Raw genomic sequence first — 19,403 nt, forward strand, 5'->3', positions numbered from 1 at the left:
CCTCTTCCAATTCAGGACAACACATAGAGCGACGCTTTATGTGTCGCTCTATGTGTTGAAATATCGTGTTTTCCTATGGTTGTGAGGATTGCGGTTGTAGGCGGGCAATCATGCCGCCGAAGAGTAAATCGGGTTCGATGCGGTAGGTGGGGCGGTTGCCGAAAAGGATTTGCGCGTCGCCGCCAAAGGCGAAGCGTTTGAAATAATAGCCGTGCGTACTTTCCAGTTCGTCAATGATGTGGTCGATGCCTGCCGGTAGGGCATGATGAATGCCGGCGCCGATGCAGCCGGCGGTATCCGTGCCGAGGGGATTGGGCGTCCAACGCATCGGAATGAGCTTCTGCGTGTTTTGCAGGAGCGCGTTTTCCGCCAAACGAATGCCCGGCAGGATTAAGCCACCGAGATGGTTGCCGCTGCCGTCCACCGCGTCCAGCGTGATGGCGGTACCGCAGCCGACGACGCAGAAGGGATCTTGGCTCAAACTGCGCGCGCCGAGCATGGCGAGGTAGCGGTCTGTGCCGAGAGTGTGCGGTTCTTCATAGGCAATCGTCAGGGTATGATTGGTTTGCTTTTGTGCGGTAAAGGTATGCAGGGGTTTCTGCCACAGACGCTGCACCAATGCCGCTACTTGTTCTTCGATTTCCGCATGATTGACGCTGGAAAAGGCGATGATGCGCGGCTCGGGCAGCAGATGCCAAGCCAGATAGAGTTTGCGCTGCCAGTCGCTGCGGTAAGAGACGGCTTCGACAATCCCCGGCACGTTATTGCCATAAAGCCATTTTAAGCGCGAATTGCCGGCATCGATGAGTAAATACATAATGTTCCTTAAATGATTTGCCCTGTTTAAGGCTGCAAAGAAATTCTGGCATTGCTGAGGCAGGCAATGCCTTGTTCATCGGCGATGATTAAACGTCCTTTTTGGTCGATACCCAGATTGCGCACGCTATCTGTCCGCGCTTCCAAGCGGATGTCTTGACCATAAAAGCGGTCGTAATCATTCCAGCGATGATTGAGGGCTAAATAGGGATGGCGCGCCCATTTTTCCAGCATGTGCAGCAATGCTTCTTGCAGGCGCGGATAGCATTCGTCTGTCTTGAGGGCGGGAAAATGCTCGTCCGCATAGGCAATGTCCTGCCGCTCGCCGCGGAGATTGATGCCGATGCCGATCACGGCGCTATCGCCGAGCATGTCGATTAAAATACCGCCCATTTTTTTCTCGCCGACGTATAAATCGTTCGGCCATTTCAGACGCAGGCTTTGCGCTGCGGGATCGAGGCATTCGGCGATACTGAGGGCGCAGGCCTGCGCCAGTCCGCCATGCAATGCCGCACCGCCCGCCAAGGGATAGCGCAAGGAAAAATACAATCCGCCCTGCGGCGATTGCCATTGCGCACCGCGCTGCCCTATTCCTGCTGTTTGCTGTTCGGCACGGCAAAAAACCGCCGCATTCAGGGCGGCATGTTTGAGCAAATAGGTTTGGGTGGAATCCAGCTCGGCAAAATGATAAGAATGAATGGCTGTCATCGGCTTGTCGCTTTGTTAGAATGGCGCAATTCTAAATCAGCAGGAGAAGATTGCAATGCCCGTATTCAAAGATTGGATTGCGCCGTCGATTTTGGCAGCGGATTTCGCCCGCCTCGGCGAGGAAGTCGAAGATGTGATTGCAGCCGGCGCGGACGTGATTCATTTTGACGTGATGGATAATCACTATGTGCCGAATTTGTCTTTCGGGCCGGCGGCCTGCCAAGCCTTAATCGATTACGGTATTCAAGCGCCGATTGACGTGCATTTGATGGCCGAACCTGTGGACGATCTCATCGCCCAATTTGCCGATGCCGGCGCCGCCTATATTTCTTTCCACCCCGAAGCCAGCCGCCATATCGACCGCTCTTTGCAATTGATTAAAAGCCGCGGCTGCAAAGCGGGCTTGGTCTTTAATCCTGCCACGCCTTTGCATGTGCTGGACGAGGTAGCCGATAAATTGGATTTGATTTTAATTATGTCGGTCAATCCCGGTTTCGGCGGACAAGCCTTTATTCCGCGCGCTTTGGAAAAAATCAAAGCGGCCAGACAATGGATTGATGCCAGCGGCATGGATATCCGCTTAGAAGTCGACGGCGGCGTAAAAACCGGCAATATCGCCGACATCGCTGCCGCCGGCGCCGATATGTTTGTCGCCGGTTCAGCCATTTTTGCTGCCGAAGACTATGCCGCCACCATTGCCGCCATGCGCGGCGAAATCGCCAAGGTTCGCCGATGAACACAGACATCACACACCGCGTATTGCGCCGCAAAGTCTTAGCCGACACGCTGACCCCCGTCGCTATTTATCAACGCCTAGGCAATGCGCCTTACAGCTATTTATTGGAATCGGTTGAAGGCGGCGAACGCTGGGCGCGCTTCTCCGTCGTCGGACTGCCTGCCGACGAATGGATTCAAGTCAAAAACGGCGAGATTGTCCATCAGCGCGACGGCGTAGAAATCAGCCGTCACAGCGGCGATCCCTTTGCTTTTTTAGAAGCCTTCCATGCGCAGCGCCATGTGGCGGATATTCCCGAAGACCTGCCTTTCAGCGGTGGACTGGTCGGCTATTTTGCCTATGACTGCATCGGCTACATTGAAAAACGCCTTGCCAAACGCCCGACAAACGACGTACTCCAACTGCCGGACATGCTATTCTGCGTATCCGATGCCGTCGTCGTCATGGACAATCTGCGCGGCGAGGCGAATTTACTAGCCATTGCCGACTGCCGCAAAGCCGAAGGCATCGCCCAAGCCGAAGCCAAACTCGACGCCATGCAAGCCACCCTCTTCGCGCCCTTTGCCTCTGCACCTTTAGCGCTCGGCGAAGCCAAAGCGGAACGCTTTCGCCCGCAATACGAAATGGGCGAAGACGGTTATAAAGCCGTCGTCAATAAAATCAAAGACTACGTCGCGGCGGGAGACGTGATGCAAGTCGTGCCCTCGCAACGCCTGCACATCGATTTCGACCGCCCCGCGCTGGATTTATACCGCGCCCTGCGCATCACCAACCCCTCACCCTATATGTACGTGCTGAACATGGGCGATCACGAAATCGTCGGCTCCTCGCCCGAGATTTTGGCGCGCGTGGAAAACCGCAAAGTTACCGTCCGCCCGATTGCCGGCACACGCAAACGCGGACAGACGATGGAAGAAGATTTGGCGCTTGAAGCCGATCTGCTCGCCGACGAAAAAGAACTCGCCGAACACACCATGCTTATCGACCTCGGGCGCAACGACATCGGACGCGTCTGCAAAACCGGCAGCGTTAAAGTCACGGAAAAAATGGGCATCGAACGCTACTCCCACGTCATGCACATCGTCTCCAACGTAGAAGGCGAATTGGCGGACAATGCCGGCGCTTTGGACGTATTTAAAGCCACCTTCCCCGCCGGCACGCTTTCCGGCGCCTCCAAAGTCCGCGCCATGGAAATCATTGATGAAGTGGAACTGTCGCGGCGCGGCATCTACGGCGGCGCCATCGGCTACTGGGCATGGAAAGGCAATATGGATCTCGCCATCGCTATCCGCACCGGATTGATTAAAAACGGCAAACTCTATGCTCAAGCGGGCGCCGGCGTTGTCTATGACAGCAATCCCGACAGCGAATGGCAGGAAACCCTGAACAAACTCGGCGCGCTTATCAAAGCCGCTTCGATGTTGATTTAAGCCTTATTTAAATTGATACGCTATAATATAAATTCACGTTAAATCCTCATTTAGAGGGATTTTTTTATGTTTTCATAAAACAAATTATTTAATAAACATTTGATGTAACGAGATTAATTTTTCTTTAATCTAAAGAAACAATCCTGTAAAATCCATGCCGACTCAGCGCTATTTATTAAATTTAAGCACTGAGTCGAGATTATTATAAATCACCGATTTATAATAAATTCATATCAATCCTGCTTGCTTAACAGTATAGACTGCCGATGCAAATAAGCAGAATTTCCTCTCGATACGCAAGGATACATAAATATAAACATATCAAATGATTCACTATCAATAATGATATTAGATACCTAATCACTCATCTGTTGTATTGAACATTATTCGAGAAAATTATTTACTGGAAATATCTGACGGTACATATAAACACCGACAAATTATTTAATTAAGCAAGTAATATTTTAGGAGCTCTTAATGTATAGACTAGGTTCATATTACCAAAATACTTTTACAGCTAATTACAGTAGCCACTACAGTAATTACTATAATAGTTACAGTAACTTCTATGGAACATATGGCAACTACTTTAACAATTATTATCAGCCTAATTATGCCCCGACTACGCCTGAATTTACCTATATCTCAAATTCATTAGTACGCGGGCAGGCCAAATCGGGAGATTTGATTGCGGCGGTGCGCTCGTTTGATGCCAATGGAGACAGCATCAACTACTATTTATCAGGCAATCATTCCAACTATTACAGCATCGATGCAAAAACAGGGTATATTTACTTAACCTCTACAGGCGCTTATGCCATGAACAACGGCTATCCCCTGCCGCCTATCAACGTGATTGCCCATGACGGCAGAGCAAGCAGCTCGACTTCAACCTTACAATTCTCAGATCCCGAACCGGTTGCCGTCAATCATGCGCCGCAAACCCCTGTAGTGACTTCGCAAGTCACGCAATTCGTCAAAGGTCAGGCCAAAATCGGGGATATCGTTGCCAAAGCCAGTGCCAAAGATATCGACGGCGATCAAGTCACCTACCATTTGGCTGAAAACCCGAATAATGTTTATGTGATTGATGCTAAAACAGGCGTTGTGACACTTAGCGCAAGAGGCGTGGCAATGGTCAATGCAGGACAAAACCTGCCCGATCTGAAAGTACTGGCTTATGACGGACAAGCGACCAGCGAAGTAGGCAGATTGGATGTTGCCGACACCATCGTGAAAGTCACGGCAGTCAATCATGCGCCGCAAACACCGGTGTTCACTTCACCAGTCAAACAATTTGTCAAAGGTCAAGCGAAAGTCGGCGATATTGTCGCCAAAGCTGCGGCAAAAGATATTGACGGCGATCAACTCAGCTATTACCTCGTAAATGATCACAACAATCCTTATGTGATTAATCATAAAACCGGTGTCGTCAGCTTAAGCTCTGTGGGCGTATCAATGATTAATGCAGGACAAAATCTGCCTGATCTGAAAGTCGTCGCCTATGACGGCAAAGCCATCAGCAGCATCGGCACATTAGACGTCGCCAATACCGTTAACGGACATGTGGATAGACCGACGCCGACACCAACCCCAAGCAATCCGGCACCTAAGCCACCTGTATATGAGCCTGTCAAGACGCAATTTGAAGTGGATACGCGCTTCCATGACAGCCGCGATTTAAATAAAGTCGAACTGCCTTACTTCATTAAAATTTTAAACGGTGAAAAATCAGGCTATCTGCATAAAACTTGGGACGGCCCCGGCAGCGGTGCCAATATCAGCTATGAATTCGCCACAAGCGCCAGCGATTCCGGTTCGGGCTATGCTTTCACGGTTCGCGGTTTCCAAAAATATAGCAACACGCAAAAACAGGCAGTACGCGATGCCTTAAAACTCTATGAAGAGCAAACCAATCTGAAATTTACGGAAAAAGCACCCGGTTCGGGAGGAAAAGCCAATTTCAAATTCTACTTAGACGATTTAACGGTAGATAAAACCTACGCCAATAACCATCGTCATTTCGGCACGGAAAACACATCCGAAGACCATAATCCGGTTGCCTATAAATGTAATTGCGCCAGCTGCAGCAAACAAACCGTCAACGGCGACAAAGCCTTCGACTCATTTGTGGCGGGCTATGCCTATTTCGGCGGCGACGTGCATATGAATTCCACGAAATTCGGCGGCGACACCGACTTAAACCGTGATACGAAAATCATTGAAACCGTTAATGGTCGCTATACCTCGTGGATCAGCGGCGGATTCGGCACCTTAATCCATGAAATCGGGCATAGCGTCGGACTTACGCATCCTTTTGACGGTAATCACCGCATTCAGAAAAATTCGGCCGAAGACAAAAGCCATTTAACCATGATGTCTTATAGCAACGACATCAAAGAACATGTTGTATTGCAAAACGGGCAAACCGTCTATACCACGGTCAGCACAAGCAATTTCGGCATCTTTGACTTGGCTGCCTTACACTACCGCTTCGGTGTGAACAAGTCGCAACATGCCGGCGACACCACTTATACCTTTAAGGATTTCAATCCAAAAACATTAGGCAACGACATCTATATTTGGGACGGCTCGGGCAATGATACCTTTGACGGCAGCGCCGAAACCCAAAATCTCTATATTAACCTCACGCCCGGCTCTTGGATTTATCGCGGCGACTACAAAGCCGACACCTTAGTCTATGATGCCAAAGGCAATCCTGTAGGCGATCAGATGTTTATCGGTTTTGGCACACAAATTGAAAATCTCAAAGGCGGACGCGGCAATGATATCCTCATCGGCAACGAAACCAATAACCATATTCAAGGCGGTGCAGGAAACGACCGTATTGAAGGCGGCGCAGGTAAGGATTGGCTGGAAGGCGGTGCAGGAAATGACATTCTCATCGGCGGCAGCGGTCAAGACATCTTAGTAGGCGGTACGGGAAAAGATAAATTCGTCTTTAACAGCCTCAACTCTGAAGATAGAGATGTTGTACTCGATTTCAATATGAGAGAAAGCGACAGCATTGTCTTGGATGCAAGTGTCTTCGGGCATTTAGGAAAAGGCATGCTCCGCAGCGATTATTTCGTATCAGGGGCAAATGCCACTGCCAAAGACAGCAATGACCATATCATTTTTGATACCGTCTCCAAACAGCTTTACTACGATGCCGACGGCAACGGTTCAAAAGCGGCTGTAGCCATTGCGCAATTCAAAGGTCTAGACTATTTAGATAACCAACATATCCATATCGAGTCAATTGTCTAATTAGAAAAACCTATTTGTTCAAATTTAAATAAATAGGAAATTAACAATAGAGATTCGAAAGAATCTCTATTTTTTTATTAATTCACAATGTTTCAACACAGAGCGACACATAAAGCGTCGCTCTACGTGTTGCTCTGAATTGGAAGAGGTTACACCTCTCCCACAAGATTATCCTCCTAAAGGGATGGGTTTTAACCAGTAAGGAAATTTTGATAAACAATAAACACATACAACCGAGAATACGCTCAACATCTCATTCTTCTATTGCCGCTGCCACTGACCGTCCTGCCAAGACAATAACAATTCCTGCTTGTCTAACAATACATCGCCTGTTTGCAGATAATAGGCAATCGTCACTTCGCAACGATAATATTTGTCTTCAATCAATTCGCATTGATGCTTATGCAAACTGTCCTGCGTCACCTCTTCTTTCGGCACCTGAATCCCGGGGGTTTCCTTGGCGGATAAATAAAGATCCTCCGCGCTTGGCGGCTCTGTCGGCAAAGTTTGCGCATGACCGGAACAAGCTGCCAACATGGCGGCAGAGGTTAATCCATTCCATTTTTTCATAATGCCTCCTAAATAAGGACATACTCTTTTTAAACATCATAAGCAGGAAATCGAAAAAATAGGAAATCGAAAAAATATTAAAGCCTTGAGTCTCTTGCTACACTACTACAATCTGTCGACTTAATATTTTTTCGTTTCTCCGATGATAATTCAAATAATCTAAGCCAATATCTTAATTTTTAAAATTCAGCCATTTATTTTTAATTTTTTCCAATTCGCCGCTGGATTTCAATTGCTCAATACCACGGTTAACTTTTCCCTGCAAGGAGGCATTGCCTTTGCTCATCAAAAACACTAATTGGGATTCAAGTTTTGATTCGGCTTCGTACGTGATAATTTTAAAATCCAAATTGGTATGCGCATACGCATTAGCAAAATATTCTAGAATAATGCTGTCATGCAAAATAGCATCTACTTTACCTTGCGCTAATAATTTAAACAAAGAAAAAGTACTATTTTCTTCTTGTATATTTTGTACGCCAGCCGTTTCCAAAACGCTTTTATGTTTCGCATCTTTCATCAAACCGATGCGCAAAGAACTTAAATCCGCAATACCTTTGACTTCATGATGCTTATTCGTAACCATAATAGCACTCGGAGCGGCCAAATATGGATTAGACAGTGTATATTTTTCATTTCTTTCGTCTGTATAAGAAATATCGGTAATCGCTATATCAAAGCGTTTACTATCTATTCCTGCGAAAATATCTTCCCATGTAGCCTCAAAGAATTCGACTTTAAATCCTTCCAATTCCGCAATACGATTCATTATTTCTACATTCAGACCTATCAGCAAGCCGTTTTCGTCTTTAAATGCGATCGGCAAGATATTGCCTTCTGTAGCGGCTTTATACACTTCTTGCGACTGCGCAAAAGCCATATATAAGCTTAAATTAACTGCTAAAAATGTTTTCAAAAAACCTTTCATCATTGTCTCCTCCATATCTTAGAAAATATCTTACTTAAAAATCCGATATTTTTCATATCAGATTCATTAGCGGCTAATATCATTGCAAACACAATTATTCTTCACGTTTAGGCGGCAAAGACCACAATTTGTCCAGCGCATAAAGTTGTCGTGTTTCAGGGCGCATCAGATGCACGACGATATCGCCCAAATCGACTAATACCCAATCGCGGCTGTCTTCCCCTTCTACACCCAAGACAGGAAAACCGGCTGCTTTGGCATCATCCTGTACTTTGCCCGCCATGGCGTGCAGATGGCGGTCGGAAGTACCGCCGGCAATAACCATATAATCGGCAAAATCGGCTTTGCCTTTGAGGTCGATGATTTGAATTTCCACTGCCTTTAATTCTTCAAGGCTATGATTGACGATGTCTTTTAATGCTTGTGTCATAATGTCTTAAATTAAAAATGTCGGTGCATAATAGCAAATTTTGCGCCTAACGCGTAATCCCGTCGCTGATGATGATGAATTTCTGGCTAGTCAAGCCTTCCAATCCCACCGGCCCGCGCCAATGAATTTTATCGGTCGAGATGCCGATTTCCGCGCCCAAGCCGTATTCATAGCCGTCAGCAAAGCAGGTCGGCGTATTGAGCATCACGCTGGCAGAATCCACTTGGCGCAGGAATTGCTGCGCGGCGGCGAGATTTTCCGTCACAATCGCATCGGTGTGATGTGAGCCGTAGGCTTCGATATGCGCGATGGCGCTGTCGATATCGGCGACAATTTTCACGCTGATGATAGGCGCGAGATATTCGCTGCGCCAATCCTCTTCAACAGCAGATTTTGCTTGCGGCAGGAGTTGACAAGTTTGCTCACAAGCGCGAATTTCCACGCCTTTACTGACAAATATTTCCGCAATTGACGGCAGAAAGACGGCGGCAATGTCTTGATGTACCAGCAGGGTTTCGGTAGCGCCGCAGATGCCGTAGCGGTAGGTTTTGCCGTTATCGACGATGCGCAATGCCTTGTCCATATCCGCCGCTTTGTCCACATAAATATGGCAGATGCCGTCCAAATGCTTAATCACGGGCATGCGTGCCTGCTCGCTAACCAGTTTGACCAAGCCTTTGCCGCCGCGAGGAATTAGCACATCGACATAATCCGCCGCTTGCAGCAAATCCTGCACATGGCGGCGGTCGCTGTCTTTAATCATCTGCACGGCGGCGATTGGCAAACCTGCCGCCTGCAAACTGCGCTCAATGCAGTCTTGCAAGACCAGATTGGTATTCAGGGCTTCCGAACCGCCGCGCAAAATCACGGCATTGCCCGATTTCAAACACAGGGCGGCGGCATCGATACTCACATTGGGGCGCGATTCGTAAATAATCCCGATAACACCCAGCGGCACGCGCATTCTGCCCACTTGCAAGCGTTTGGCATTGGTTTTCATGGCTGCAATTTCGCCGATGGGATCGGGCAAGGCGGCGATTTGGCGCACGCCGTCAATCATGCTTTCAATCCGCTTGGGATTGAGTTCCAGACGTTCTGCCAAAGCCGCATCCAAGCCTTTTTCGCCTGCCGCCTGCATATCCTGTGCATTCACTGCCAAGATGTGCTGCGCCTGCGCCTCCAATTCCTGCGCCAAATGCTGCAAAGCCCGATTTTTCTGTGTAGTGGAGGCGGCGGCAATCAAGGGGGCTGCCGCTTTGGCCTGTTTGCCTAAGCTGTCGATGAGCGTCATTTTTTATCCTTTATACAATTTGGGATTAAAGACATCGCGCAGCCAGTCGCCAAGCAGATTGACGCTTAAGGTCAGCACAACCAAGACAATACCCGGAAAGAGCGTAATCCACCACGAGCCGCTGCTGATGTACTCAAAGCCGTTGGAAATCAGAGAACCCAGCGAAGGTTTGTCGGGCGGCATGCCCAAGCCTAAGAAGGATAAGGCGGCTTCGCTCATCACGGCATTAGCGATTTGCACGGTGGAAATGACTAAAATCGGCGAGAGACAGTTGGGCAGCATATGGCGGAACATAATCCGCGGCGAGCTAAAGCCCATGACTTTCGCCGCTTCCACATATTCTTTGCTTTTTTCCGCCAAAGCGGTGGCGCGGATGGTGCGCGCATACTGCGGCCATTCGGAAATGCCGATAATGATGACCAAGATGCTGACTGCATGGGCGACAAAAAACGCCGTGCCGAAGGCGGTTTTGAAAATCGCGGAAATAATGATGGCAACCATTAAAGTGGAGAAAGACAGCTGAATATCGGCAACCCGCATCAGGAGATTATCCAGCCAACCGCCGTAATAGGCGGCGAGCAAGCCGATGACGACCCCCAGCAGCATTTGCAGAGCAACGGCGAAAATACCGATGGTCAGGGAGGTGCGCAGCCCGTACATCATGGTGGAAAGCATGTCGCGTCCCTGCTCGTCCGTGCCAAGCAAAAAGTGGCTTTGCGCGCCGTCCAAGCCCAGCGGCGGCAATTCCGCATCCATGATGTCGATGGTCGCCAAATCATAGGGATTGTGCGGCGCCAAGACGGGGGCGAAAAACGCCAAGACAATCATGCCGAATAAAATCAGAAAGGACAAAATCGCGACTTTATCGCGCTTGAAATAGTAGAAAAAATCACTGGCTAAGAATGCTTTCATTTTGCCTTGCCTCCGCCGATGCTGACGCGCGGATCAATCAGTCCGTAAATTAAATCCACAATGGTATTGGTCATCACAAAGATAAATCCTACAAAGACGATATAGGTGGTAATCAAAGGAATATCGGCGCGGTTAATCGCTTCAAGGAATAAATTGCCCATGCCCGGCCATTCGAACACGCGTTCCGTGAGAATGGTGTAGGCAATCATCGTGCCTAATTGCACGCCGCCGACGGTAATTACCGGCAACATGGTGTTTTTCAGGGCGTGGCGGTAATAAATTTTGCGCTTGGGCAAGCCTTTGGCGCGGGCAAAGCGGATGTATTCCTGCCCCAAACTTTCCATCATTTCGCTGCGCACCAAGCGGATGAACAGCGGCAGCATGATGGTGGATAAGGCAATCGCCGGCAAAATGAGATGCAAAAAGCCGTCCCATGTCAGAATGCCCAAGCTCAAAGCGCCGCCGAAAAATGCCACCGTTTCGCCGCGTCCGTAGGAAGGCAGCCAGCCCAGCCATTGCGAGAAGACAAAGAGCAATAAAATCGCGGTCAAAAATACCGGTATGGAGATGCCGACCGTTGAAATGCCCATGATGATTTTCGTCAGCCAATTGCGCGGATGAATGGCGGCGTAAATGCCTAAGGGAATGGATAAGCCGATGACGATAAAGGAGCTTGCCAGCACCAATTCCAAGGTGGCGGGCAGCGCCTGCAAAATCAGTTCTAAGGTGGGGCGTTTTAAAAAATAGCTGTCGCCGAAATCGCCGGCAGTAACGATATTGCTAAGATAGCGTCCGTATTGGCTCAGGAAGGGATCGTTCAGCCCCATGCGTTCGCGCAGCAGTTCTTTTTCGGCATTGGAAGTCATCATGCCCGACATCTGCGCCACAGGATCGCCCAATTTGCTTTGAATGGCAAAGGCGATAAAGGAAATTGCCAGCATCACAATCAGTAATTGCGCGAGGCGTTTAAGCAAAAAAGTCAACATAGTGTTCTTTAAGGTCAAAAAGGGAAAAATCCGCCTGTCTTAAGACAGGCGGATAAAGTGGAAAGGCTTATTCTTTCACTTTGAGTTCTTCCCAATAGGGATAGTTTTTCAAATTGACGATTTCTTCAAAATTTTCAAAACGTTTGCTCATGCCCCAATTGAGGTTTTCCCAATGCAGGGGAATCACGACCGCATCGTCAAATTCGATTTGCGCCACTTCGCGCAGCAGGGACTTACGTTTTTCAATATCGGTTTCGACATTGGCTTGGCGCACCAACTCGTCGAGCTTCGGATTGCTGTAGCCGTTACAGTTGTATTGTCCCATGCCGGTGTCGGCATCGCGCGTCATGGTCAAAAATTCGCTGTAATTGGCGGAATCGCCGGTATCGGATGACCAGCCCACAAGCTGTAAGCCGGCGGCGCATTTATCGAATTCATCCCAATATTGTGCTTTCGGCATGGCGTTCAAATTCACTTTCACATTGATTTTTGCCAACATCGCCGAGACGGTTTGCGCGATTTTCTCATCATTCACATAGCGGTCGTTCGGCGTAATCATAGTTACGCTGAAGCCTTTTTCCATGCCGGCTTCTTTCATCAAGGCTTGAGCTTTGTTCAAATCAAAGCGCGGTTTCAATTCGGGTTTGTAGCCGCTATAGCCTTCAGGCGAGAATTGCGCCCCTGCCGTACCGTTGCCGCGCATGATTTTTTCTACAATGCCTTCGCTGTTCACGGCATGCACCACCGCCTGACGCACGCGCACATCTTTGAATTCAGGCACCACGTTTTGGTTCATCTGAATGGCGATGAGGCGGTCACCGGCTAATGATAAAAGCTGATGTTTGTCTGATTTTTGAATGCGCTCCACATCAGTCGGCGGCACCGGATAAATCCAGTCCACATCGCCGGAAAGCAGAGCGGATAGGCGCGTGGCGTTTTCTTTAATCGTTACCAGCGTGATTTTATCGACGTTACCACGATTGGCTTTGTTCCAATAATCGCCGAAAGCGCTATAGACGCTGCGTTGCCCCTGCGTGCGGCTGTCCAATTTGAACGGCCCGGTGCCGGAAGGCGTGGTCGAGGCGAAAGTGCCGGTGCTTTTTTCCAATAAATCTTTGGCACGACCTTTATCGTCATTACCGCTGTAGTGCTTGCTGTCCATGATAAAGAGGTAGGAAATATTGTTCAGCACCAGCGGATAAGGCTGTTTGAATTTCAAATCGACGGTGTAATCATCGACTTTTTCCATGCCTTCATAAGATTCATACAAACCTTTGAAATCGGCGGAAGTTTTAACGCGGTTAAAGCTGAAAATCACATCATCGGCAGTAAAAGGATTGCCGCTGTGGAATTTCACGTCTTTGCGCAAATAAAAGCGCATCACGGTCGGATTTTCAGGGTCGAGGTATTCCCATTTTTCCGCCAAACGCGCCTGCGGCTCCAAATCGGCGCTGATCCGCACCAATGGCTCGAAAATCATGTGCGCCATTTGCAAAGTGCCGTTGGATAATTGCTCCATCGGGTCCATAGATACGGGGTCGGAATCATAAGCGATGGTAATATTCGCCGCCTGCGCCCATGAAAGGAATGAAGCCGCCATAGCAGCGCTGAGTAAGGTTTTTTTCATGTTGTCTCCTATTGAGTAGTGGTTACAGTCCAGCAGGGCTGGTTTGTTCAAAACGCGGCATGAGGGCAATCAATTCGCGCGTATAGTCGTTTTCCGCCTGCTCGAAAATGCGGTCGCTGTCGCCAATTTCGAGCAATTGCCCGAATTTCATCACGCCGATACGGTCGCACATTTGCCGTATGACCGGCAAATCATGGCTGATAAAGAGCATCGTCAAGCCCAATTCCGACTGCAAATCTTTGAGCAGATTTAAAATTTGCGCCTGCACCGACACATCCAAAGCAGAAGTGGGTTCATCGCAAATCAGCAGCCGCGGACGCGTGGCAAGGGCGCGGGCAATCGAAATCCGCTGCCGCTGCCCGCCGGAAAATTCATGCGGATATTTGTCGCCGGCATTAGCCGCCAGTCCGACATAATCAATCAAATCCTGCACCACCTGCCGCGCTTGGGCGCTATCCGCCAATTGATGGAAGAGCATCGGCTCGGCAATGATGTCTTTGACTTTCATGCGCGGATTAAGCGAAGAATAAGGATTTTGGAAGACCATTTGCATTTCGCGACGATAGGGCAGACGCGCTTTTTCGCTGCTTAAAGCCGTTAAATCGCGGTCTTCAAAGATAATTTGCCCGCTATCGGGTGCATATAAACCCGTGATAATGCGGGCAATGGTTGATTTACCCGAGCCGGATTCGCCCACCAAGCCGAAACTCTCGCCTTTGGCAATTGAAAAGCTGACCTGATTGACCGCCTGCACATAGCGGCGTTTGCTCGGGAACAAAGAATGGCGAGTGCAAAAACGCAGCGAGACATCGCGCACCTGCAAAATACCGCCGGCATAATCCGCCGTCTGCACCGCTTCTTTCTGCCCCAGCCAATGGCTTTGCAAATCCAGCACCGCCTGCTGATGCTCCGTGCCGGCTTCGATATAGGTAACCAACGGAAAACGCGCGATTTTATGCGTAGAAGGCGGTACGGCGGAAATCAGACTTTTGGTGTAATCATGCTGCGGACGGCGCAACACCTGCTTCGTCGCCCCGATTTCCATCAAAGCGCCGCGATAAGTCACCATCACGCGGTCGGTTACCGAAGCCACCACGCCCATATCGTGCGTGACTAAAATACAGCCCACATTCTGCTCGCGGCAGAGCTTGCGCAGCAATTGCAGAATTTGGTCTTGAATCGAGACGTCCAAAGCCGTGGTCGGCTCATCGGCAATCACGAATTTCGGCTCGGTCGCCAAAGCAATCGCAATCACCACGCGCTGACGCATGCCGCCCGAAAACTGATGCGGATATTGCCCCATACGCACTTCCGGCTCGCTGATGCCCACCGCCGCTAATAATTCCAGCGCTTTTTGCCGCGCCTGCGCCGCCGTCAGCGGCAAATACAGAAGCATCGGCTCCATCAATTGCTCGCCGATCGTCAACAGCGGATTTAAAGAAGTCATCGGGTCTTGGAAAATAAAGCCGATATCCTTGCCGCGCACCAAGCGCAATTCGTTCTCGGATAAGCGGCGCAAATCCTTACCGTCTAAAAAGACCTCGCCGCCCGCCACATAGCCCGGCGGCGTCAGCAAACCGGCAATCGCATTGCCAATCGTGGATTTACCAGCGCCGGACTCGCCGACAATGCCTAAAATCTCGCCTGCGTATAAATCGAAAGACACCGCTTTCACGGCATCGAAACGCCCGTGCCGCGAAGGATAGCTGACTTGTAAATCGCGCACCGTCAGCAGCGGCGCGCTTGCGGATAAAGCCTCGTTCATGCCTCTATATCGTTTTTTTTGAAGAAAAGAAGTGATACCTTACCGCAAAGATTGCGCTTTTGCATCATTTTTGCAACAGATGTTTCAACACACAGAGCGACACATAAAGCGTCGCTCTACGTGTTGCCCTGAATTGGAAGAGGTTACACCTCTCCCACAGATTATCCTCCCTAAAGGAAGGGGCTTCAACCAGTAAGGAAATTTTGGTGAAAAATCTTTTTTATCCTTAAAGCAATTTGCTACACTGGCAAACCCCAGCACAAGGAACAGCTATGGCTAAAAAAAGCAATATATAGTCGGAGAAGTGAAAATTAGTACAAGGCGGCGAGCCGCAGACAGTACAGATAGTACGGCAAGGCGAGCCAAGTCCGTAATACTTTTTCAATTCTTCGACTATACAAGACATAGAGAGCATCGACAGCTTAAGTCATGACAAGCCTGCCGAACATGTTTCAACACACAGAGCGACACAGAAAGCGTCGCTCTACGTGTTGCCCTGAATTGGAAGAGCTTACACCTCTCCCACAAGATTATCCTCCCTAAAGGGAGGGGTTTTAAGCAATAAGGAAATTTTGATGAAAAACATTCAAGCCATTGCCTTCGACCTCGACGGCACCCTTATCCACTCCCTACCCGATTTAGCCGACAGCGCCAATACCGTGCGCGCCCATTTCGGCATGCCGCCCTTAGAAGAAAGCCTGATTGAAACCTTCATCGGCGACGGCGTCACCCATCTCATGCACCGCGCTCTCACCGCGGATTTTAATGGCACAGACGAAGCCCGCATTGAAGAAGCCCTTGCCATCCATATCGCCTACTACGGCGAACATTTCACCAACCGCACCCAACTCTACCCTCATGTCAAAGAAACCCTTGCCGCCTTGCAGGCACGCGACATCCGCATTGCCCTTGTCACCAATAAAATCGAAAGACATGCCAGAAAAATCCTCGAACACTACGGCATCATCGAATACTTCGCCGCCATTTACGGCGGCGACACCCTGCCCGTGCATAAACCTGCGCCCGACCAAATTCTAGGCGTCGCCAAAGACTTCAATCTCGCACCCGAGCAAGTTCTTATGGTCGGCGACTCGCCCAACGACATGCTCTCCGCCAAAGCCGCCGGCAGCCCTACCCTCTTCGTCAGCTACGGCTACTGCGACAACGAAGCGCTTATCAACAATCCGGCAACCACGCCCGATTATCAAATCGACTCCTTTGAGAAGCTGCAAGAAATGCTTGCCAAAAATAAAGTAGAGGTTTAGTATTTGTACGTCAAGTGTAAAACAAACATCAAGCAGGAGTAAAGCAATGACCACTACAAACTATAATATTCGCATAGATCAAAATTTGCGTGACCGAGCTTTCTCAGTCTTTGAGAGCTACGGTTTAGCGCCAGCGCAAGCAATCAAACTGTTTTTACATCAAGTTGCAGATACACGCACTATTCCGCTTTCATTCACGCATAATGCGAATTCTAAAACCTATAGCGAAGCAACACGCAAAAGCTTAATTGATGCTAGAAAAGAGTTTGAAACAGCAAAAGCGTACAACAGTTTGGAAGATATGATGCGGGATATTGAGAAGTCATGAGTGTGAACAAAAGAAAACCAATACCCACAGCTCAATTTAGGCGAGAAGCAAAGAAAAATATAGCAGAGCTACTAACTGAAAATTGGACGGAAGTCATGTATTGTTTGCTGAATGATTTGCCATTAGCAGAAAAATACTGCGATCATCAACTTAAAGGCGATTTAGATGACTACCGAGAATGCCATGTTAAACCTGATTTGTTGCTTGTATATGCCATTCGTGGCGACAAGCTGCATTTGGCGCGTTTAGGTTCTCATTCTGAATTATTTGGTTGATCTACTTAGTTTTTCCAAGTTTTCTGAATCATTACAAGTCATCAGTGTAAGAACTGGTGGTTTTTCTAAAATAGTAGAGACAAACCATTTCAATCAATGACATTAGCCCACTCTGTGGGCTTTTTTATATATAAAACAATGTTGTTCTACATTAATTTTCATTAATTCAGTCCATTTTTTTCAAGATATAACTCTATATCTTCTTTAGAATATCCCAATAAACTGCCTGTAATAATCTCTAATTCTTTTAGGAAAATTTGATCTTTGTTAAAGAGCGTTGCTTCTAATATATTAAATAAAAATAACGCCTTGTATTTTTTTTCTTTTCTATAAAAAATATGGATAGGAAACTCGGATTTTTTATCTAGTTTTTCAATTCCATATTCTGGTTTTAAGTGAAAAAATCTTTTATCCACAGTGCTATTGTTCTCTATTTCACCGTAAAAAAAAGATACATCCTTATCTCCTTTAATCATCAAATCAAATTCAATGAGGGCATGAGGAGACAATTTCCCCGTCTTATTTATCATATCTATTTAATTTATTTGAAATGAGAAGGATGAAAGCCGAATATTTTATGAAGCACCACGCGCATAAATTTCCAATTGGAGATTGCCAATTTTCATCTATAGTCGAAGAATTGAAAAGTATTACGGCGTTGGCTCGCCTTGCCGTACTATCTGTACTGTCTGCGGCTCGCCGCCTTGTACTACTTTTTCACTTCTCCGACTATAGAGAACCACAACGAGAACAAACAAATATCATGGCTTGTCCATTAGGAGCAAACACTGTATGTGCGGAGGATATAGAGCTGAAAAGTGAAAGTAACGAAATGATTATTATGTATATTTTTTCTTTCATAGACGACTTCTATTGATTTTAAACTTGAGATTATTCTATTTTTAGAATATGAGAAAATCAATAGAAACATTTAACAAGGCTAGACTAGAGCCTAAGAAAAATATTCCTATCGGCAAAACAATACCGTTAAAATAAGCCTTTTCATAAACAGGAGACACACATGACAAAAGTCAGCGTTATCGGCACAGGATTTGTAGGCGCCAGCTCAGCCTTCGCCCTTGCCCTGCAAGGCATATGCAGCGATCTATTATTAGTGGACGCCAACCGCGACCGCGCAAAAGCAGAAGCGGCCGACATCTCACACGGTGCGGCAGTCGCCAGCGGCGTACGCGTACATAGCGGCGACTACGTCGACATCAAAGGCTCCGCCGTCATCGTCATCGCCGCAGGCGTCAACCAAAAACCCGGCGAATCCCGCCTCGCCCTTTTAACGCGCAATGCCGAAATCTTTAAATCCATCGTGCCGCAAATTGTCACCATGGCGCCTGAAGCCGTCGTCATCGTCGCGACCAATCCGGTCGACATCATGACCGACGTCACCCGCACCCTGCATCCGCAACCGCAACGCGTCTTAGGCACAGGCACCGTGCTAGACACCGCACGTTTTCGCGACCTGCTCGGACGCGAAAGCGGCGTCAGCCCGCGCTACATCCATGCCAACGTCCTAGGCGAACACGGCGACTCCTCCGTATTATGTTGGGCGCATGCGCAAATTGCCGGCCTCTCCGTTAAAGACTACCTCGCCACCATCAATAAAGACTGGACAGCAGCAGATGCCAAACGCATAGAAGAAAAAGTCCGCGGCGCCGCCGGCACCATTATCGCCGGCAAACAAGCCACCTACTACGGCATCGGCGCCGCTGTGGCGAAAATCGTGGAAGCCGTATTAAAAGACAGCCGCGCCGTGATGACCGTCAGCGGCATCAGCGAATTCGGACTCAGTTTGGCACTGCCCAACGTCGTCGGCAAAGAAGGCATTATGCACAGCCTGATGCCCGCCCTAAGCGAAGCGGAACGCCGGCAACTGCAACACAGCGCCGACATCCTGCGCCAATCACAGCAAGGGCTGATTGAAAACGGCAAACTGCTTGTGTAAGGGATAATTGAAAACCAAAATTATAAAAATATGAAATAATCTGCTCTATAAATTTTTAATTCAAGCAATAAAAAAACCGCAGCGGAAATCCGCTGCGGTTGCTTTTAAA

Annotated in this window: 19 protein-coding genes; 8 read left to right on the forward strand and 11 right to left on the reverse strand. The window is 48.4% G+C overall.

From position 1 onward, the window contains the following. Positions 1-73 precede the first annotated feature (73 nt). Positions 74-817: a type III pantothenate kinase gene (locus DYC63_RS01260; protein ID WP_115217574.1), complete on the reverse strand. Its 744-nt coding sequence runs from the start codon at positions 815-817 to the stop codon at positions 74-76. A gap of 26 nt (positions 818-843) precedes the next feature. Then, positions 844-1,524, reverse strand: coding sequence for a biotin--[acetyl-CoA-carboxylase] ligase (locus tag DYC63_RS01265; protein WP_115217575.1), 681 nt, complete (start codon positions 1,522-1,524; stop codon positions 844-846). Positions 1,525-1,579: 55 nt separating this feature from the next. Between DYC63_RS01265 and rpe the strand changes: the two genes are divergently transcribed. From rpe to DYC63_RS01280, 3 genes are all read left to right on the forward strand, one after another. Further along, on the forward strand, positions 1,580-2,260 hold the full coding sequence (gene rpe, locus DYC63_RS01270; RefSeq protein WP_115217576.1) for a ribulose-phosphate 3-epimerase: 681 nt from the start codon (positions 1,580-1,582) through the stop codon (positions 2,258-2,260). Continuing rightward, positions 2,257-3,690 carry an anthranilate synthase component I gene (gene trpE / locus DYC63_RS01275; protein WP_115217577.1) on the forward strand — a complete coding sequence of 478 codons (1,434 nt, stop codon included), beginning with the start codon at positions 2,257-2,259 and terminating at the stop codon, positions 3,688-3,690. Before rpe ends, trpE begins: the two co-directional genes overlap by 4 nt. Positions 3,691-4,167: 477 nt before the next feature. After that, complete coding sequence (locus tag DYC63_RS01280; RefSeq protein WP_115217578.1) at positions 4,168-6,960, forward strand: M10 family metallopeptidase C-terminal domain-containing protein; 2,793 nt, start codon at positions 4,168-4,170, stop codon at positions 6,958-6,960. Between the two features lie 261 nt (positions 6,961-7,221). Here the strand turns inward: DYC63_RS01280 and DYC63_RS01285 are convergent, their stop codons facing one another. The 8 genes from DYC63_RS01285 to DYC63_RS01320 form a co-directional block, all read right to left on the reverse strand. Then, entirely contained in the window at positions 7,222-7,530 is a 309-nt protein-coding gene (locus tag DYC63_RS01285; protein WP_115217579.1) for a hypothetical protein, read from the reverse strand. 172 nt (positions 7,531-7,702) lie between these two features. Next, positions 7,703-8,458, reverse strand: a complete 756-nt coding sequence (locus DYC63_RS01290) for a substrate-binding periplasmic protein (protein WP_218564506.1) — start codon at positions 8,456-8,458, stop codon at positions 7,703-7,705. A 94-nt stretch (positions 8,459-8,552) separates the two neighbouring features. Continuing rightward, positions 8,553-8,888, reverse strand: coding sequence for a ribosome silencing factor (gene rsfS, locus DYC63_RS01295; RefSeq protein ID WP_115217581.1), 336 nt, complete (start codon positions 8,886-8,888; stop codon positions 8,553-8,555). 46 nt (positions 8,889-8,934) lie between these two features. Continuing rightward, a complete protein-coding gene (locus DYC63_RS01300) occupies positions 8,935-10,179 on the reverse strand; it encodes a glutamate-5-semialdehyde dehydrogenase (protein WP_172459358.1) in 1,245 nt (414 codons plus the stop codon). A 3-nt stretch (positions 10,180-10,182) separates the two neighbouring features. Further along, positions 10,183-11,091, reverse strand: a complete 909-nt coding sequence (locus tag DYC63_RS01305) for an ABC transporter permease (RefSeq protein WP_115217582.1) — start codon at positions 11,089-11,091, stop codon at positions 10,183-10,185. After that, positions 11,088-12,077: an ABC transporter permease gene (locus tag DYC63_RS01310; RefSeq protein WP_115217583.1), complete on the reverse strand. Its 990-nt coding sequence runs from the start codon at positions 12,075-12,077 to the stop codon at positions 11,088-11,090. Before DYC63_RS01310 ends, DYC63_RS01305 begins: the two co-directional genes overlap by 4 nt. A gap of 67 nt (positions 12,078-12,144) precedes the next feature. Beyond that, a complete protein-coding gene (locus DYC63_RS01315) occupies positions 12,145-13,704 on the reverse strand; it encodes an ABC transporter substrate-binding protein (RefSeq protein WP_115217584.1) in 1,560 nt (519 codons plus the stop codon). Positions 13,705-13,726: 22 nt separating this feature from the next. Further along, positions 13,727-15,469, reverse strand: coding sequence for a dipeptide ABC transporter ATP-binding protein (locus tag DYC63_RS01320; RefSeq protein ID WP_115217585.1), 1,743 nt, complete (start codon positions 15,467-15,469; stop codon positions 13,727-13,729). Between the two features lie 575 nt (positions 15,470-16,044). Between DYC63_RS01320 and DYC63_RS01330 the strand changes: the two genes are divergently transcribed. Genes DYC63_RS01330 through DYC63_RS01340 form a run of 3 tightly spaced genes read left to right on the forward strand, consistent with a single transcriptional unit; the run spans position 16,045 to position 17,337 of the window. After that, positions 16,045-16,734 carry a phosphoglycolate phosphatase gene (locus DYC63_RS01330; protein ID WP_115217587.1) on the forward strand — a complete coding sequence of 230 codons (690 nt, stop codon included), beginning with the start codon at positions 16,045-16,047 and terminating at the stop codon, positions 16,732-16,734. Positions 16,735-16,780: 46 nt separating this feature from the next. Continuing rightward, on the forward strand, positions 16,781-17,062 hold the full coding sequence (locus tag DYC63_RS01335) for a type II toxin-antitoxin system RelB/DinJ family antitoxin (RefSeq protein ID WP_115217588.1): 282 nt from the start codon (positions 16,781-16,783) through the stop codon (positions 17,060-17,062). Then, the gene (locus DYC63_RS01340) at positions 17,059-17,337 is read left to right on the forward strand and encodes a type II toxin-antitoxin system YafQ family toxin (RefSeq protein WP_115217589.1); all 279 of its coding nucleotides are present in this window, start codon (positions 17,059-17,061) and stop codon (positions 17,335-17,337) included. Before DYC63_RS01335 ends, DYC63_RS01340 begins: the two co-directional genes overlap by 4 nt. 161 nt (positions 17,338-17,498) lie before the next feature. Here DYC63_RS01340 and DYC63_RS01345 read toward each other — a convergent pair whose 3' ends face one another. Next, the gene (locus DYC63_RS01345) at positions 17,499-17,867 is read right to left on the reverse strand and encodes a hypothetical protein (protein WP_115217590.1); all 369 of its coding nucleotides are present in this window, start codon (positions 17,865-17,867) and stop codon (positions 17,499-17,501) included. Between the two features lie 29 nt (positions 17,868-17,896). Here DYC63_RS01345 and DYC63_RS12495 point away from each other — a divergent pair, with 29 nt between their 5' ends. Together DYC63_RS12495 and DYC63_RS01350 are read left to right on the forward strand one after the other, a co-directional pair. Beyond that, positions 17,897-18,214: a hypothetical protein gene (locus tag DYC63_RS12495; protein ID WP_172459359.1), complete on the forward strand. Its 318-nt coding sequence runs from the start codon at positions 17,897-17,899 to the stop codon at positions 18,212-18,214. 144 nt (positions 18,215-18,358) lie between these two features. Next, positions 18,359-19,294, forward strand: a complete 936-nt coding sequence (locus DYC63_RS01350; protein WP_115217591.1) for an L-lactate dehydrogenase — start codon at positions 18,359-18,361, stop codon at positions 19,292-19,294. Positions 19,295-19,403: the final 109 nt, after the last annotated feature.

The organism is Suttonella indologenes (genome assembly GCF_900460215.1).
Taxonomy (GTDB): Bacteria; Pseudomonadota; Gammaproteobacteria; order Cardiobacteriales; family Cardiobacteriaceae; genus Suttonella; species Suttonella indologenes.